Origin of the sequence: Amycolatopsis vancoresmycina, assembly GCF_000716785.1 — a bacterium.
In the GTDB taxonomy this organism is placed as follows: Bacteria; Actinomycetota; Actinomycetes; order Mycobacteriales; family Pseudonocardiaceae; genus Amycolatopsis; species Amycolatopsis vancoresmycina.
In genome coordinates this window covers 28823-47331 of record NZ_JNYY01000023.1, presented here as the reverse complement: position 1 = coordinate 47331, position 18509 = coordinate 28823, and the positions used below count along the sequence as shown (strand labels likewise).

Sequence of the window (18509 nt, the reverse complement as noted above, 5' to 3'; positions counted from 1 at the left end):
CCATGCCCGCTCCCGGCACCGACGTGCTGATCGTCGGCTACGGCCCGGTCGGCCAGCTGCTGGCGGTCCTGCTCGCCCAGCGAGGATGGCGGGTGACCGCCCTGGAGCGGTGGCCCGAACCCTTCCGGCAGCCGCGGGCCGTCGGGTTCGACAGCGAGGCCGGGCGCATCCTCGCCGCGGCCGGGATCGGCGACGCGTTCGCCCGGTTCGGCGAGCCGTCTCGCGAGTACGCGTGGCGCACCGCCCGCGGGGAAACCCTGATCGAGTTCGACGTGGCCGAGCGGGGGCACTGCGCGTGGCCCGACTCGACATCGTTCTACCAGCCGGAGCTGGAAGCCGCGCTGACGGCCCGCGGCAGCAGCCTGCCGAACCTGCGGGTACTGCGGGGGTACACGGTGGTGGACGCGCTCGAAGACGACGACGGGGTGCGCGTCACGGCCGAGACGGCCGACGGCACACGGCAGGACTTCGACGCCGGCTGGGTGATCGGCTGCGACGGGGCGAACAGCTTCGTCCGGGAGCGACTGGGCACCACGAGCACCGATCTCGGCTTCGCCCACGACTGGCTGATCTGCGACGTCACCCTGCGCGAGCCGCGCGAGTTCACCCCGAACAACCTGCAGATCTGCGACCCGGCGCGGCCGCGTACCGCGGTGTCGGCGGGGCCGGGGCACCGGCGCTGGGAGTTCATGCGCCTGCCGGGGGAGCGGCAAAGCGACTTCGGCAGCGCGGAAAACGCCTGGCGCCTGCTGCGCCTGGTCGACGTCAACCCGGAGAACGCACGGCTGGACCGGCACGCCGTGTACACCTTCCGGGCGAGCTGGGCGGATCGCTGGCGGTCCGGGCGCCTGCTCATCGCGGGCGACGCGGCCCACCTGATGCCGCCGTTCGCGGGCCAGGGCATGTGCTCCGGGTTCCGGGACGCCGCCAACCTGGCCTGGAAGCTCGACCTCGTCCTGGCCGGCCACGCGCCAGCGGAGCTGCTGGACACCTACGACGCCGAGCGGCGGGCGCACGTGCGGCACGCGGTGACGATGTCGGTCGAGCTCGGCAAGGTGGTGTGCGTGGTGAACCCGGCCGCGGCGGCCGACCGCGACCGCGCCATGCTGACCGCGCGCCGCCGGAACATCGACCCGCCGGCGCGGGAACGGACCGCGGTGAAGGCCCTCGTGACCGGGTTCCTGCGCCACGACGCCGCGGGGCGGCCGGCGCCGTACGCGGGCGACTCCACGCCGCAGGCCAGGGTGAGCCGCGGCGGGCGGACCGGGCTGTTCGACGAGATCGCCGGACTCGGCTTCGTGCTCATCAGCACGCTGGACTGCGCGGCCGTCCTGGACCGGTCGTGTCCGGACGCACTGGCGGCCTTGGGGGCGCGGCTCGTCCGCGTTCGCCCCGCCGGCACCCCGCCGAGTGACTTCGACGTCGTCGACGTCGACGGGTGCTACGGGCCGTACCTGGCCGGCATGGGGGCGGTCGCGGCCCTGGTGCGCCCCGACTTCTACCTCTTCGGTGTCGCCCGCGACGAGGCCGAAGTGGCCGACCTGGTCCGGGATGCCGCCCGGCAGCTCACCGCGCCGCCGGCACGAATTCCGGAGCCCGTACCGCCGGGTGGGCGGTGACGGTGCCGGCGAGAACTTCCCCGCGGAGCACGGCGGCGGCCAAGGCCAGGCTGTCCGGTGGCAGGCCGAGCCGGGCCGCGCCGGTCTTCGCGTGCTCGTACAGCAGGTAGTTCACCGGCGTGGCGCCCGCGTCACGCGCGACTCGCGCGACGACGCGCAGCTGGTGGTGCCAAGGCGCGTGGAGCCGGCTGTCGGCGAGCAGCGCCCCGGTCGCGGCCGCGACCGGATCCGCCGCGCGGGCGGCGAGCGCGACCCGCTGGTGCGGGCGCATCCGCCGGGTCCAGTGTTCCCACAGGGAAAACAGGAACGACGGGCGGGACTTGCCGTCCACGCCGCCGAGCAGGGACCACACGTGCAGCACCGCCGCCGGCAGCTCGGCGCCGGCGGCGGGTTCCCCGGCCCGGCACAGGTCCAGGGCGAGTTCGCTGGAAACGAGCGCCAGCTCTTCGGCGTGGCGGCGGTCGCGCGGGTCGGTGAACCTCGCGGTCGGTGGCGCGGCCACCCGTGGCACCACCTGCAAGCCGCGGAGTGCGGCCGAACTCCGGAACCGCCGGACGATTTCGCGGCGGTTCCAGGCGTCGGTGCGGATCCAGAGCAGGAAACCGTCGTCGAGCCGGTCGAAGAACCACGGCAGGCCGCGGATCAGGTCGAGTTCACCGCGCCACGCCGGCAGTTCTCCCGTGCCGGTTTTTTCACCGAGGTGCAGACAAAACCATTCGCCGGTCATGAACTCGACTCCCGAATCGGCTGTTCCGTGACCACCGATTTCTACCACCGGTTTCCGGCCGGGACGCAGGCCCGCCGGAAGTCTGGGCGGTTTTAGGGGGGCGGCCGGGGTCAGTCCTCGAGCCAGCCGTGGGCGAGGGCGAGCCGGACGAGCTCGTCGCGGATGCGGATGATCTGCGCGCCCGTGATGGCCGGGTCGGCGCCGAGCAGCACTTCGGTGATTTCCTGGCGGTATTCACCGGTCGGCAGCACGTCGCACAGGCCGTCGTCGGCGCCGGGCCCGGGGCCGGCCTGCCGCGCGGCCGGGGACTGCAGGATGCGGACGGCGGAGGCCTTCAGGCCCCGGTCGCCGTCCCCGACCTCGAATTCCAGGGTGGCCCCGGCGACCAGCAGGCGTTTGTCGGAACTGAGGTCGTTGACGTGGATGAAGACGTCGTCCCCGCCCGTTTCCGGCGACGCGAAACCGTATCCTCGAGTCTCGTCGAAACGCACGAGTACACCCTTGACCACGACCACTCCCACCAGTCGGTGAACCGGGAAACGCACCTATCCTAGGGTTTTGCCCGACGGCGGGTCCACCCGTGCGCGGAGGGTGGGAAAAGCGTCGCGGACAGGGGGATGACAAGGGGGGTCGGCCTTTCCGCCGTGAAGCTGGGGACACCCCGGGGGGCGGCTAGGGGGCACCGATTCCGGAACTCCGGCAAGACTGGGCGGGACGGCCGTCTCGCGGGAACGTGCCGTCCGAACGGTCCCGGCGCCACGCCGGAGTGCGGCGGCGAACCGCGCCGGGACGTCCCATTCGACCAAGGGGTGTCGGCGGCATGCTGCGTACCGAGTTGATCCGTCCTCTGCCTGACACGGTGCGGGCGCACGCGGACGAGTTCGGCGACAAGATCGCCTACGCCGACGGACGGCGCACCGTGGGCTACGCCGAACTGGAACTGCGCACGCGGCGGCTGGCCGGGCACCTGGCCGCACTCGGTGCCGGCCGCGGTGACCGGGTGGCGATCTACCTCGGCAACGGCGTGGAAGCCGTCGAAAGCTACTTCGCGATCACCCGCGCCGCCGCGATCGGCGTGCCGCTGAACCCGCGCTCGGCCGACGCCGAACTCGGCCACTTCCTCGCCGACAGCGGCGCCACCGTGGTGATCACCGATCCCGAGCGGCTCGACCAGGTCCGCCGGGTGCTGGCGGACCGGCCCGCCCGGGCGCTGCTCGTGACCGGCGACGGACCCGCCCCGGCGGGCACCCGCTCGTTCGCCAGGCTGTCCACAACGGACTCCCCGGTGCCGGCTCGTGACGATCTGGGGCTGGACGAGCCGGCGTGGATTCTTTACACGTCGGGGACGACGGGGTTGCCGAAGGGGGTTGTGTCGACGCAGCGGAGTTGTTTGTGGTCCGTGGCGGCGAGTTATGTGCCGGCGTTGGGCCTGTCGGCGGATGACCGGGTGCTGTGGCCCTTGCCGTTGTTCCATTCCTTGTCGCACGTGGTGTGCGTGCTGGGCGCGGTGTCGGTAGGGGCCTCGGTGCGGGTGCTGCCGGGGTTTTCGGCCGGTGACGTCGTCCGGGTGGCCGGGGAGTTCGATCCGACGGTGCTGGCGGGGGTGCCGACGGTGTACCAGGGCCTGGTGGATTCCGGCGACCGCGGTGTGCTGCCGTCGGTACGGGCCGGCTTGGTCGGTGGTGCGGTGCTGCCGGCGGGCCTGCGCCGGTCCTTCGAGGACGTGTTCGGCGTGCCGCTGGTGGATGCCTACGGCAGCACGGAGTCCTGCGGCGCGATCGCGGTGAACTGGCGGGGCGCCGGGCCGGCCGGGTCGTGCGGGCTGCCGGTCCCGGGCGTGGCGGTGCGGCTGGTCGGCGAAGGCGCGTCGGACGTGGCGGTCGGCGCGGAGGGGGAGGTGTGGCTCCGGGGCCCGAACGTGATGCTGGGGTACTGGAACCAGCCGGCGGCGACGGCCGAGGTCCTGGTGGACGGGTGGTTGCGCACGGGTGATCTGGCCCGGGCCGACGAGTCGGGTTTCCTGACGGTGACCGGCCGGGTGAAGGAATTGATCCTCCGCGGCGGGGAGAACGTGCACCCGGGGGAGATCGAAGAGGTCGTGCGGGGCGTCCCCGGGGTGGCCGACGTCGCGGCGGCGGGCCGGCCGCACGGGGTGCTCGGCGAGGTGCCGGTCGTCTACGTCGTACCGGGGGCCGACGACTTCGATCCGGCGGAGGTGCTGCGGGTCTGCCGGGATCGGCTGGCCTTCTTCAAGGTGCCGGTGGCGATCTACCAGATCGGTGCGGTGCCCAGGACCGCGTCGGGCAAGGTCAAGCGGCACGCGTTGCTCGACCTGCCCGCCCGCCTCCGGGCGATCGGCGACAGCCACCACGAGCACCTCTACCGCACCAGCTGGGTCCCGGCCGGACCGGTGGCGCGTCCCGCGGGCGAAACCTGGGCCATCGCGGGCCTCGACGTTCCCGGCCTGGCCGCCGGGCTGGAGGCGACCGGCGCCCGGGTGCACGCCTATGCCGACGTCGACGGCTTCGACCAGGCGCTGGACCACGGCGAACCGGCCCCGGCCGTCGTGGCCGTGCCGGCCGGCCTGACCACCCGGCTGCGGCAGTGGCTCGCCGACGCACGGCTGACCGGGATCCGCGTGGTCGTCGTTGACACCGGCGCGCGGGACCCGTTCGCCTACGCGCCGCTCTCGGAAGCGATGAGCGAGTACCCCGGCCGGCTTTCCGTTGTGGTCGCGGAGCCGGAGGAGGGCGGCGACGAGTGGGCCGCGGCGGTCCGCGATGCCGTCGCCGCCGGCGAACCCCGCACGCTCGTGCGCGCCGGCGCGGTGCTGGTGCCCCGGCTGGCCCGGGTGTCGACCTCCGGCGCCGAAGTCACCGGCGAGGTCGACACCTCCGGCACGGTGCTGGTCACCGGCGTCACCGACCCTGCCGCCGCGGCCGTCGCGCGGCACCTGGCCACCACCCGCGGCGCCCGCCACGTCCTGCTGCTGGACCCCGGTGCCCTCGAGGACGAGGCGGCGGTGCGGCTGGCGGCCGACCTGACCGAGGCGGGCGTGACCGCGACCCTGGTGGCCACCGACCCCGGCGACCGGACGGCGCTCGCGGCGCTGCTGGCCGGGCTGGACCGGCCCGTCACGGCCGTGGTGCACGTCCAGCCCGCCGCGCCGTTCGGCCGGGCCGTGGTGGACGCGGCCCGGAACCTCCACGAGCTGACGCTCGGCGCCGGGGTGTCGACCTTCCTGCTCGTGTCCCCGGTGGCGGGCCTGCTGGCCGACGGCGCACCCTCGGCCACCACGGCCTGCTTCGAGGCGCTGGCACACCATCGCCGGGCCCTCGGTCTGCCCGCCGTGGCGCTGTCCTGGGACATCGGGGAGCCAGGAACCGGCGGCGCGACCACGCTCTCCGTCGACGAAGGACTCGCGGTCTTCGAGGGTGCGCTCGCGGCCGGCCGGACTTCTCTTGTCGCGCTGCGCCTGAACCTCGCCGCGCAGGGCGAGGCGGAACAGCGTGCGGTGCCGAACCTCCTGCGTGAACTGCTCGGCCTGGCCGACGCGCCGGCGCCGTCCGCCGAAGCGACGGAAGAGTGGCGACGCCGGCTGGCCGGCACGGCGGACGGCGACCAGGTCGCCCTGCTCGCCGAGCTGGTGCGGGCCGAAACCGCGCACGTGGCCGGCTTGCCCGGCGGCCGCGCGGTCGCGGCGGAGCGCGCCTTCCGCGAGCTGGGCTTCACCTCGGTGAACGCGGTCGAACTGCGGAACCGGCTCAGCGCCGCGACCGGGCTCGCCCTGCCGGCCACGCTGGCCTTCGACCACCCGAACCCGAACGCCGTCGCCCGCTACCTGAAACGGGAACTGCTGGGCGGCACCGAGGCGCCGCCGGTTCCGGCTCCCTCCTTTGTAGACGAGCCGATCGCGATCGTCGGGATGGCGTGCCGCTTCCCGGGCGGGGTGGCGTCACCGGAGCAGTTGTGGGACCTGGTGGATGCGGGCCGGGACGCGATCGGGGAATTCCCGGATAACCGCGGCTGGGATTTGGACCGGTTGTTCGACCCGGATCCGGCTCGGGCGGGGACGTCGTATGTCCGGGAGGGTGGTTTCCTGGCGGATGCGGCGGGGTTCGATGCGGGGTTCTTCGGGATTTCCCCGCGGGAGGCGTTGGCGATGGATCCGCAGCAGCGGCTGTTGCTGGAAACGTCGTGGGAGACCTTCGAGAACGCGGGCATCGACCCGGCGACCCTGCGCGGCGGCGACGTCGGCGTGTTCGCCGGTGTGATGCACCACGACTACGGCCCCGGTACCGAGCCGGTGCCGCCGGACCTGGTGGGCTACATCGGCACCGGAACCGCCGGCAGTGTCGCGTCCGGCCGGGTGGCGTATGCACTGGGTTTCGTGGGTCCGGCGTTGACGGTGGACACGGCCTGTTCGTCGTCGCTGGTGGCGATTCACCTGGCGGCGCAGGCGTTGCGGCGTGGTGAGTGCTCCTTGGCATTGGCCGGTGGCGTGACGGTGATGGCGACACCAGTGTCGTTCGTGGAGTTCAGCCGCCAGCGCGGGTTGGCCGAGGACGGCCGGTGCAAGCCGTTCGCCGGGGGTGCGGACGGTACGGGCTGGGGCGAAGGCGCCGGGCTGATTTTGCTGGAACGGTTGTCGGTAGCGCTGGAACGCGGACATCGTGTGCTGGGTGTGGTGGCGGGTTCGGCGGTGAACCAGGATGGTGCTTCCAACGGCCTGACCGCGCCGAATGGCCCGTCGCAGCAGCGGGTGATCCAGGCGGCCCTGGCCAGTGCCGGTCTGTCCACTTCGGACGTCGATGCGGTCGAAGCGCACGGCACCGGCACCTCGTTGGGTGACCCGATCGAGGCGCAGGCGTTGTTGGCGACGTATGGGCAGGATCGTGAAGAGCCGTTGTGGCTGGGGTCGATCAAGTCGAACATCGGCCACACCCAAGGTGCCGCCGGGGTGGCCGGGGTGATCAAGATGGTCGAGGCGATGCAGCGCGGGGTGCTGCCGCAGACCTTGCACGTGGACGAGCCGACCCCGGCGGTGGACTGGTCGGCGGGCGAGGTGCGGTTGCTGACCGAGCAGCGGGAGTGGCCGAAGGCGGACCGGCCGCGCCGGGCCGGGGTGTCGTCGTTCGGGATCAGCGGGACCAACGCGCACGTGATCCTCGAACAGGCGCCGGACCACGCACCGGACCCGGCGGAACTCGCGGGCGTACCGGATCTGGTACCGCTCGTCGTCTCGGGCCGTGGCCCGGCCGCCCTGCGCGGCCAAGCGGCCCGCCTGGCGTCCTTTGTGGACAAAAGTGGCGACGCCCTCGCCGACGTCGGTGCGGCCTTGGTGACGAGCCGGGCGCTGCTGCCCGACCGGGCGGTGGTGCCGGCCGCCGACCGCGCCGAGGCGGTGGCCGGGCTGCGCGCGCTGGCCGGGGGCGCCGCGGCTGCCGGTGTCGTCTCGGGCAGCGCCGACGTGGAAGGCAAGCGCGTGTTCGTCTTCCCGGGTCAAGGCGCGCAGTGGGCCGGCATGGGACGCGACCTGCTGGCGGACTCCCCGGTTTTCGCCGAAGTGGTGGCGGAGTGCGAGAAGGCGTTGTCCCCGTGGGTCGACTGGTCGGTGACCGAGGTGCTCCGCGGGGCACCGGACGCGCCGGGCCTCGACCGGGTCGACGTGGTGCAGCCGGCCTCGTTCACCGTCATGGTGGCCCTGGCCGAGGTGTGGCGCTCCTGGGGCCTGGCGCCGGACGCCGTCGTCGGGCACTCCCAGGGCGAGATCGCGGCCGCCTGCGTGGCGGGCGCGCTTTCCCTGGCGGACGCGGCGAAGGTCGTCGCGTTGCGCAGCCAGGCCATCGCCGCGTCCCTGGCCGGCCGGGGCGGCATGCTGTCGCTCGCGCTGCCGGTGGAACAGGCCACCGAGCGGCTGGCACCGTGGGCCGGGCGGGTGGAGGTCGCCGCGGTCAACGGGCCGGTGTCCGTGGTCGTCGCGGGCGACCCCGACGCGCTCGCCGCGATCCGGGCCGCCTGCGAGGCCGACGGGGGGCGGGCCCGGATGATCCCGGTGGACTACGCCTCCCACACCCACCACGTCGAAGCCCTGCACGACCGGCTGCGGGAGACACTGGCCGACGTCCGGCCCGGCCCGGCCGAGGTCCCGATGTGGTCGACGGTCACCCAGGAGTGGCTGGCCGGTCCCGAACTGGACGCCGGGTACTGGTACCGCAACCTCCGGCACCCGGTCGGCTTCGCGGCCGCGATCGAGGCGCTGCTGGACCGGGGCCACCGCGTGTTCACCGAAGTGAGCCCGCACCCGGTGCTGACCACCGCCATCCAGGACGTCCTCGACACCCGGGACGAGGGCCCCACGGTGGTGACCGGCACGCTGCGGCGCGACGACGGCGGGCTGCGCCGGCTCCTGACGAGCGCGGCGGAGCTGTTCGTGCGCGGGGTGGGGGTGGACTGGCGGGGCCGGTTCGCCGGCCGCGACGGGCGGCACGTCCCGCTGCCGACCTACGCGTTCCAGCGGGAGCACTTCTGGCTCCACCGCACACCCGCCACGGGTGACGTCTCGGGCGCCGGGCTGGTGTCCGCGGAGCACCCGATCCTGGGGGCCGCGACGAGCTTGGCCGCCGGCGAAGGCGTGCTGTTCACCGGCCGGTTGTCCACGCGGACGCACCCGTGGCTGGCCGACCACGCGGTGTCGGGCGTGACCCTCGTGCCCGGGACCGTCTTCGTCGAGCTGGCGATCCGCGGCGGCGACGAAACCGGGTGCCCGGTCGTCGACGAGCTGGTCATCGAGACGCCGCTGGTGCTGTCCGGCTCGGACGCCGTCCGGATCCAGCTCCAGCTCGACCCGCCGTCGGCGGACGGCCGCCGCCGGTTCGGCGTCTACTCCGCGCCCGCCGAAGCCGGCACCGATCCCTCGTGGGTCCGGCACGCGAGCGGCACCCTGGCACCGGACGCCGGGACGCCGTCGCCCGATCCCGCCGCCTGGCCGCCGCCCGGCGCGGTGGCGGCCGACGTCGACGGCTTCTACCCGCGGCAGTTCGCCCAGGGCTACGAGTACGGCCCGGTGTTCCAGGGCCTGCAGCGGGTGTGGACCCGCGGCCGGGAGGTGTTCGCCGAGGTCGCGCTGCCCGGCGACGGCGACGGTGGCGCCGGGTTCGGGCTGCACCCGGCCCTGCTCGACGCCGCGCTCCACGCGAGCACCTTCTGCCACGACCAGCCGGCCGAGTCCGGGCGGACGCCGCTGCCGTTCGCCTGGACCGGCGTGGCCCTGCACGCGTCCGGCGCTTCGGCCCTGCGGGTGCGGGCGGTGCCGATCGGCGCCGACGGCGTTTCCCTCGACGTGACCGACCCGGCCGGCGCACCGGTGGCGTCGATCGCCTCCCTGGTGCTGCGGCCCGTGGACACCGACCGCCTGGCGCACCGCGACCCGGTGCCGGACTCGCTGCTGCGTGTCGAGTGGACCGCGGCGCCCGTGGCGCCGGTCGCCGAGCCGGTGCCGATGACCGTGGCCGAGGTGCCGGCCGGGAGCGACGTCCGGGCGGCGCTCGAACACACGCTGGCGACGGTGCAGCGCTGGCTGGCCGACGAGCGGGCCGGCGACGACCAGCTCGTCGTCCTGACCCGGCACGCCGTGGCGGCCGGCGATCCGGGCGTCTTCGTCGACCCCGCGGCCGCCGCGGTGTGGGGACTGGTGCGGTCGGCCCAGTCGGAGAACCCGGGCCGGATCGTGCTGGTGGACGTGGACGACCTCGCGGCGTCGCGGGAGCTGGTCACCGCGGTGGTGGCCTCGGGCGAGCCGCAGGCGGCCGTCCGGGGCGGCACCGTGCTGCTGCCGCGGCTGGTCCGGGCGCTCGGCCCGGAACCGGTCGGCTCGGCCCCGTGGCGGCTGGAGAGCGGCGAAGGGCGCACCCTGGCGGACCTGCGGCCGGTGCCGTGCCCCGAAGCGCTGCGGCCCCTGGAAGACGGCGAACTCCGGGTCGAGGTGCGCGCGGCGGGCGTCAACTTCCGCGATGTGCTGGTGTCGCTGGGCATGGTGCCCGGTCAGGAAGGGATCGGCGGCGAGTTCGCCGGGGTCGTGACCGAGCTCGGCCCGGGGGTTTCCGGGCTGCGCGAAGGCTCCCGCGTGATGGGCGTGCTCGGCGGGGCGTTCGGCGGCTTCGGCCCGGTGGTGGTCGTGGACGCGCGGCTGGTCACCGAGGTGCCGTCCGGCTGGTCGTTCGAGGTGGCCGCATCGGTGCCGGTCGCGTTCCTGACCGCCCTGTACGGGCTGCGCGACCTGGGTGACGTCGGAGCCGGCGACCGCGTGCTGGTGCACGCGGCCGCGGGCGGGGTCGGGCTGGCGGCGGTGCGCCTGGCCCGCTGTTTCGGGGCGGAGGTGTTCGGCACCGCGAGCCCGGCCAAGTGGGACGTCCTGCGCGGCGAGGGCCTGGACGACGAGCACCTGGCCAGTTCGCGATCGCTGGCGTTCGCCGACCGGTTCGCCGGGGTCGACGTGGTGCTGAACTCGCTGTCGGGGGAGTTCGTCGACGCCTCGCTCGGCCTGCTGTCGCCCGGCGGCCGGTTCCTGGAGCTGGGCAAGACCGACATCCGCGACGCCGAAGTCGTCGCCGTCGCCCATCCGGGGGTGCACTACGAAGCCTACGACCTGGGCCGCACGGCGGGCCCCGACCGGATCCAGGAGATGCTGCGCGAGCTGGTGGCGCTGTTCGAAGCGGGCCGGCTGACCCCGCTGCCGGTGACGCGGTGGGACATCCGGCAGGCGCCCGAGGCGTTCCGGTTCATGAGCCAGGCCCGGCACGTGGGCAAGGTGGTCCTGCGCCTGCCGCGGCGGCTGGACCCGGACGGCACGGTGCTGATCACCGGCGGCACCGGCACCCTGGGCGGGCTGCTGGCCCGGCACCTGGCCGCCGAGCACGGCGTGCGGCACCTGCTGCTGCTCAGCCGCCGCGGTCCCGACGCCCCCGGCGCGGCCGACCTGGTGCGCGAGCTGGGGGCCGGCGTGCGGGTGGTGGCCTGCGACGTCGCCGACCGGGACGCGCTGGCCGCGGTCCTCGCCGACGTCCCGGCCGAGCACCCGCTGACCGCCGTGGTCCACACCGCCGGCGCACTCGACGACGGGGTGCTCACCGCACTGACCCCGCAGCGGCTCGACACGGTGCTGCGCCCGAAGGCCGACGCGGCGGTACACCTGCACGAGCTGACCCGGGACCTCGACCTGGCCGCGTTCGTGCTGTTCTCTTCCGGCGCGGGTGTGCTGGGCAATCCGGGTCAGGGCAACTACGCCGCGGCCAACGCCTTCCTCGACGCGGCGGCCCAGCGGTGGAACGCCACCGGGGCTCCCACGACGTCGCTCGCCTGGGGCTACTGGGCCCAGGTCAGCGGCCTCACCGGCCACCTGGGCCGCGCGGACCTGCAGCGGCACCGGCGAAGCGGGGTCACCGGCCTGTCGTCGGCCGAAGGGCTCGCCCTGTTCGACGCCGCCCTCCGGTCGCCCGAAGCGGCGCTCGTGCCGGTGAAGCTCGACCTGGCGAGCCTGCGCGGGAACACCGACCCCGCCGCGGTGTCCCCGCTGCTGCGGGGCCTGGTGCGGCCGGGGCGGCGCGTCGCGGCGACCGGTGCCGCCGCCGGTGGCGGGCTGGCGGACCGGGTGCGCGGCTTGGCGGAACCGGAGCAGAAGCGCCTGCTCGTCGAGCTCGTGCGGGCTGAAGCCGCCGCCGTCCTCGGCCACGCGACGCCGGCGGCGATCGGCACCACCCAGGCGTTCAAGGAAGCCGGGTTCGACTCGCTGACCGCGGTGGAACTGCGCAACCGCGTCAGCACGGCCACGGGCCTGCGGCTGCCGGCCACCGTCGTCTTCGACCACCCCACCCCGGACGCGCTCGCCCGCCGGGTCCGGACCGAACTCCTCGGCACCGCGGACCCGGTGGCCGCCCCGGCGACCGCCGCCGCCGTGACCGGCGACCCGATCGCCGTCATCGGGATGGCGTGCCGGTTCCCCGGCGGGGTGGCCTCCCCGGCCGGGCTGTGGGACCTGGTCGCCGCCGGCCGCGACGCGGTCGGGCCGTTCCCGGACGATCGCGGCTGGGACCTCGACGGCCTGTTCGACCCCGATCCGGACCGGGCGGGCAAGTCCTACGTCCGGGCCGGCGGTTTCCTCGACGACGCGGCGGGCTTCGACGCGGGCTTCTTCGGCATCAGCCCCCGCGAGGCGCTGGCCATGGACCCGCAGCAGCGCCTGGTCCTGGAGACGTCCTGGGAGACGCTGGAGAACGCGGGCATCGACCCGGCTTCCCTGCACGGGCAGAACATCGGCGTGTTCACCGGCGTGATCAACCACGACTACGCCGTGCGGATCCACCTGGCCCCCGGCGACCTCGAGGGCTACCGGCTGACCGGGACGTCGGCCAGCGTTGCTTCGGGCCGGGTCGCGTATTCCCTCGGCTTCGAGGGTCCGGCGCTGACGGTGGACACCGCGTGTTCGTCGTCGCTGGTGGCGATCCACCTGGCGGCCCAGGCGCTGCGCCGCGGCGAGTGTTCGATGGCGCTCGCGGGCGGAGCGTCGATGATGGCCCTGCCCGGGCCGTTCGTGGAGTTCAGCAGGCAGCGCGGGCTGGCCGGCGACGGCCGGTGCAAGCCGTTCGCCGGTGGCGCCGACGGCACCGGCTGGGGCGAAGGCGTCGGGCTCGTGCTGCTGGAGCCGTTGTCGGTGGCCCGGGAACGGGGGCACCGCGTGCTGGCGGTGGTGGCGGGCTCCGCGGTGAACCAGGACGGGGCGTCCAACGGGCTGACGGCGCCGAACGGCCCGTCGCAGCAGCGGGTGATCCGGGCGGCGCTGGCGAGTGCCGGACTGTCCACTTCGGACGTCGACGCGGTCGAGGCCCACGGCACCGGCACGGTGCTCGGCGATCCGATCGAAGCGCAGGCGCTGCTCGCGACCTACGGGCAGGACCGCGAAGAACCGTTGTGGCTCGGTTCGGTCAAGTCGAACATCGGGCACACCCAGGGCGCGGCCGGGATCGCCGGGGTGATCAAGATGATCGAGGCGATCCGCCGGGGCGTGCTGCCGCGCACGCTGCACGTCGACGAGCCGACGCCGAAGGTGGACTGGTCGGCCGGTGCGGTGCGGCTGCTGACCGAGCAGCGCGAGTGGCCGGCGGTGGACCGGCCGCGGCGGGCGGGGGTGTCGTCGTTCGGCATCAGCGGGACGAACGCCCACGTCATCCTGGAACAGGCCCCCGAACCCGCGCCGCGCGCCGACGACGGGCCGGAGCCGTTCGACGGCGGGATCGTGCCGCTGGTGCTGTCCGGCCGCGGCCCGGCCGGCCTGCACGCACAGGCGGCCCGGCTGGCGTCCTTTGTGGACGATGACGACGTGGCCCTGCCGGAGGTGGGGGCGGCGCTGGTGACGAGCCGGGCGCTGCTGCCCGACCGCGCGGTGGTGCTGGCCGCCGACCGCGCCGAAGCACTGGCGGGCCTGCACGACCTGACCGGTGCGGTCTCGGGGGTGGCGGACGTCGAGGGCAAGCAGGTGTTCGTGTTCCCGGGTCAAGGGGCGCAGTGGGTCGGGATGGGGCGTGAGTTGCTCGCCGCCTCGCCGGTGTTCGCCGGAGTGGTGGCGGAGTGCGAGGAAGCGTTGTCGCCGTGGGTGGATTGGTCGGTGACGGAGGTCCTGCGGGACGGTCTCGGTCTGGACCGGGTGGATGTGGTGCAGCCGGCTTCGTTCACGGTGATGGTGGCGCTGGCCGCGGTGTGGCGGTCGTACGGGGTGATCCCGGACGCCGTGCTCGGCCATTCCCAGGGGGAGATCGCTGCGGCCTGTGTGGCGGGTGCGTTGTCGCTGGCCGATGCGGCGATGGTGGTGGCGTTGCGGAGCCAGGCCATCGCGGCGTCGCTGGCCGGGCGCGGCGGAATGCTGTCGTTGAGCTTGCCGGTGGACCAGGCCGGTGCACGCGTGCGGGCGTGGGACGGCCGCGTGGAAGTGGCGGCCGTCAACGGCCCGGCCTCGGTGGTGGTGGCCGGCGATCCCGGCGCACTGGCCGAGGTGCGGGCCGCGTGCGAGAAGGACGGGGTGCGGGCCCGGATGATCCCGGTGGACTACGCCTCCCACACCCGTCACGTCGAAGTACTGCGAGAGCAGCTGTCGCGGACCCTGGCTGCGATCCGGCCGGGGCCCGCGCAGGTGCCGATGTGGTCGACGGTCACCCAGGAATGGCTCGAAGGATCGGAGCTGGACGCGGAGTACTGGTACCGCAATCTGCGTCACCAGGTCGGGTTCGGTCCGGCGGTCGAGACACTGGTGGCCCAAGGACACCGGGCGTTCGTCGAGGTGAGCCCGCATCCGGTGCTCACCACCGCGGTGCAGGAGGTCTTGGACGGTCACGACGTGGCCGCGGTGGTCACCGGAACCCTGCGCCGCGACGACGGTGGGCTGCGGCGATTGCTGACCAGTCTGGCCGAGGTGCACGTCCGGGGGATCCCGGTCACCTGGACCACCGGGCGGGGCAAGCACGTGGACCTGCCCACCTACGCCTTCCAGCACCAGCGCTACTGGCTCGACATCCCCGACCCGGCCGGCGACGTTTCCACCGCGGGCCTGAGCTCCCCGGCCCACCCGCTGCTGGGTGCGGCTCTGCCGTTGGCCGACGGCGACGGCGTGCTGCTCACCGGCCGCATCTCGACGCGGTCGCACCCGTGGCTGGCCGGGCACGCCGTCTCCGGTGCCGTCCTGCTGCCCGGGACGGCGTTCCTCGAACTGGCCGTCCGCGCCGGCGACGAAGTGGGCTGCCCGGTCGTCGAAGAACTCGTCGTCGAGACGCCGCTGGTCCTGCCGGCCGACGGGGCGCTGCGGCTGCAGGTCGTGGTCGACGACGCCGATGCGGCCGGGCGCCGGGCGGTCCGCGTCCACAGCCGCGACGACGCCGACGACAGCGGACGGTGGACGCGGCACGCCGCGGGCACGCTGACCGCCGTCGCGCCGGCCGCGGCCTTCGACCTGACGCAGTGGCCGCCGCCGGACGCCGAGCGCGCCGACCTCACCGGCTTCTACGACACCCTGGCCGGCACCGGCCTCGAGTACGGCGAGGTCTTCCGGGGCCTGCGGCAGGTCTGGACCCGCGGCGACGAGGTCTTCGCCGAGGTCGCGCTGCCCGGCGGCACCTCCGACGCGGCCGCGTTCGGGCTGCACCCGGCTCTGCTCGACGCCGCCCTGCACAGCACCAGCTTCGCCGCCTCCGCCGGCCCGGCGAACGGGCAGACCCTGCTGCCGTTCTCGTGGACCGGCGTGACGCTGCACGCCGCGGGTGCGTCGGCGCTGCGGGTGCACGCCACGCGAACCGCCGCCGACCGCGTTTCGCTGCTCGTGGCCGACCGCGCCGGAACGCCGGTCGCGACCGTCTCTTCGCTGACGCTGCGCCCGGCCGGACCGATCGGGTCCGGCGCCGCACTGACCGGTGGCGCCCTGTTCCGGACCGACTGGGTCCCGGCGGCGCTGCCCGCCGTCACCGACCCGCCACAGTGGACAGTCCTGGACGTGCCGCCCGGCGCCGGCCTGCGCGCCGCGGTGGGGCACGTCCTGACCGAGGTGCAGAAGTGGCTCGACGCCCCGGAAACCGGCACCCGGCTCGTCGTGGTGACCGAAGGTGCGGTCGCGGCCCGCGACGGCGAACTCGTCCGCGACCCGGTGGCGGGCGGGGTGTGGGGGCTGGTGCGGTCGGTGCAGTCGGAGCACCCGGGCCGGCTCGTGCTGGCCGATGTGGACGGTCCGGAAGCCCGGGCGGCGCTGCCGGCGGTGGTCGCTTCCGGGGAGCCGCAGGCGGCGATCCGCGGCGGCACCGTGCTGCTGCCGCGGCTGGCCCGCGTCCCCGCCGACGCGGAACCGGCGCTGCCGCGCGATCCGGCGTGGCGGCTGGAGAGCACGGGCGACGGCACCCTGGAAAGCCTGCGGCCGGTGCCCAGCCCCGAGGGGCTGCGGCCCCTGGAAGACGGTGAAATCCGGGTCGAGGTGCGCGCGGCGGGGGTCAACTTCCGCGATGTGCTGGTGTCGCTGGGCATGGTGCCCGGCCAGGAGGGACTCGGCGGCGAGTTCGCCGGGATCGTGACGGAAACCGGGCCCGGGGTTTCCGGGCTGCGCGCGGGAACCCGCGTGATGGGCATCCTCGACGGCGCGGCCGGAGGGTTCGGCCCCGTGGTGGTGACCGACGAGCGGTTGGTCACCGAGATGCCGTCCGGCTGGTCGTTCGAAGTGGCCGCGTCGGTGCCGATCGCGTTCCTGACTGCCCTGTACGGGCTGCGGGACCTGGGCGGCGTCGGAGCCGGCGACCGCGTGCTGGTGCACGCCGCCACCGGCGGGGTGGGGCTGGCGGCGGTGCGGCTGGCCCGGTCCTTCGGGGCGGAGGTGTTCGGCACCGCGAGCCCGGCCAAGCAGGACGTGCTGCGGGCGGAAGGCCTGGCCGAGTCGCACATCGCCAGTTCACGGACGGCCGAGTTCGCCGGCCGGTTCGGTGCGGTCGACGTCGTGCTGAACTCGCTGACCGGCGAACTCGCCGACGCCTCGCTCGGCCTGCTGGCGCCCGGTGGCCGGTTCCTGGAGCTGGGCAAGACCGACGTCCGCGACGCCGCGGCCGTCGCGGCGGCGCACCCCGGAGTCCGCTACCAGGCCTACGACCTGGGCCGGTCGGCGGGACCGGACCGGATCCAGGAGATGCTGCGCGAACTGGTGACGCTGTTCGAGACCGGGCAGCTGACCCCGCTGCCGGTCACCGTGCGGGACATCCGGCGGGCGCCGGAGGCGCTGCGCTTCATGAGCCAGGCCCGGCACGTCGGCAAGGTCGTGCTGCGCCTGCCGCGGCGGCTGGACCCGGACGGCACGGTGCTGATCACCGGCGGCACCGGCACCCTGGGCGGGTTGCTGGCCTGGCACCTGGCCGCCCGGCACCGGGTGCGGCACCTCGTCCTGCTCAGCCGCGGCGGTCCCGCGACCGCGGAAGCACAGCACCTCGTGGGACAGCTGACCGAACTGGGCGCGCAGGTGGACGTGGTCGCGTGCGACGCGGCCGACCGGGACGCGGTGGCCGCGGTTCTCGCCGGGATCCCGGCCGGGCACCCGCTGACCGCCGTGGTCCACGCGGCCGGGGCGCTCGACGACGGCGTGGTGTCCGCGCTGACCCCGCAGCGGCTCGACACCGTGCTGCGCCCGAAGGCCGACGCGGCGCTGGTCCTGCACGAGCTGACCCGCGACCTCGACCTGGCCGCGTTCGTGCTGTTCTCCTCCGGCGCCGGCGTACTGGGCAATCCGGGTCAGGGCAACTACGCCGCGGCCAACGCCTTCCTCGACGCGGCGGCCCAGCGGTGGAACGCCACCGGCGGCCCCGCGACGGCGCTGGCCTGGGGCTACTGGGCCCGGACCAGCTCGCTCACCCGGCACCTCGGTGACACCGACCGCGGCCGGATCGGCCGGGCCGGGGTGCGGCCGCTGTCCACCGACGCCGGCATGGCGCTGTTCGACGCCGCACTGGCGAGCGCCGAGGCGGCCCTGGTCCCGATGGACCTCGACCCGGCGGCGGTGCGCGCGGCGGACGAGCCGGTGCCGTCGATCCTGCGCGGGCTCGTCCGCCCGGTACGCCCGGCCGCCGAGGCCGCCGCGGCATCGGCGCCGGGGGAGTCCTGGGCGCAGCGCCTCGACGGCGCCACCGCGACCGAACAGGAAAGCGCACTCGTCGACCTGGTGCTCGGCGGTGTCGCCGCGGTGCTGGGCCATGCGAACGCGGCCGAGCTGGACGCGGATTCGGCGTTCAAGGAGCTCGGGTTCGACTCGCTGACCGCGGTCGAACTGCGCAACCGGCTGAGCCGGGCGACCGGGCTGCGCCTGCCCGCGACGGTGGTCTTCGACTACCCGAAGCCCGTGGTGCTGGCCCGGCACCTGCGGGACGGGCTGTTCCCCGGCGGCCGCGACGAGCCGGCCGGCGAGCCGCGGGAGGACGAGCTCCGCCGGGTGCTGGCCGCGACCCCGCTGAGCCGGTTCCGGGACGCCGGGGTGCTGGAGGCACTGCTCCGGCTCGCCGGCCCGGACGGCACGGAAGAGGCCGGGCCGGCGGAGGACGAGTTCGACGCGATGGACGCGGCCGACCTCGTGCACCAGGCGCGGCGCAGCGCCGGGCTGTGAA

The 18509-nt window shown here is 74.8% G+C and carries 4 protein-coding genes; 2 read left to right on the top strand and 2 right to left on the bottom strand.

Annotated elements, in window-relative coordinates:
• Positions 1-2: 2 nt before the first annotated feature.
• Positions 3-1619, top strand: coding sequence for a bifunctional 3-(3-hydroxy-phenyl)propionate/3-hydroxycinnamic acid hydroxylase MhpA (gene mhpA / locus OO60_RS37610; protein ID WP_051767901.1), 1617 nt, complete (start codon positions 3-5; stop codon positions 1617-1619).
• Here the strand turns inward: mhpA and OO60_RS37605 are convergent.
• Positions 1567-2346 (bottom strand): hypothetical protein, encoded by a 780-nt coding sequence (locus OO60_RS37605; RefSeq protein WP_033263152.1) that lies wholly within the window; start codon positions 2344-2346, stop codon positions 1567-1569. The two genes, mhpA and OO60_RS37605, sit on opposite strands and share 53 nt — an antisense overlap.
• 110 nt (positions 2347-2456) lie before the next feature.
• Positions 2457-2837, bottom strand: a complete 381-nt coding sequence (locus OO60_RS37600) for a cold-shock protein (protein ID WP_244885641.1) — start codon at positions 2835-2837, stop codon at positions 2457-2459.
• A gap of 368 nt (positions 2838-3205) precedes the next feature.
• On the opposite strand from OO60_RS37600, the gene OO60_RS45220 reads away from it, so the two are divergent.
• Positions 3206-18508: a type I polyketide synthase gene (locus OO60_RS45220; protein ID WP_051767899.1), complete on the top strand. Its 15303-nt coding sequence runs from the start codon at positions 3206-3208 to the stop codon at positions 18506-18508.
• The last annotated feature ends 1 nt before the right edge of the window (position 18509 follow it).

Bases quoted from the DNA above. Each gene is read 5' to 3' on its own strand.
- mhpA (WP_051767901.1), top strand. From the start codon at position 3: ATGCCCGCTCCCGGCACCGACGTGCTGATCGTCGGCTACGGCCCGGTC.
- OO60_RS37605 (WP_033263152.1), bottom strand. From the start codon at position 2,346: ATGACCGGCGAATGGTTTTGTCTGCACCTCGGTGAAAAAACCGGCACG.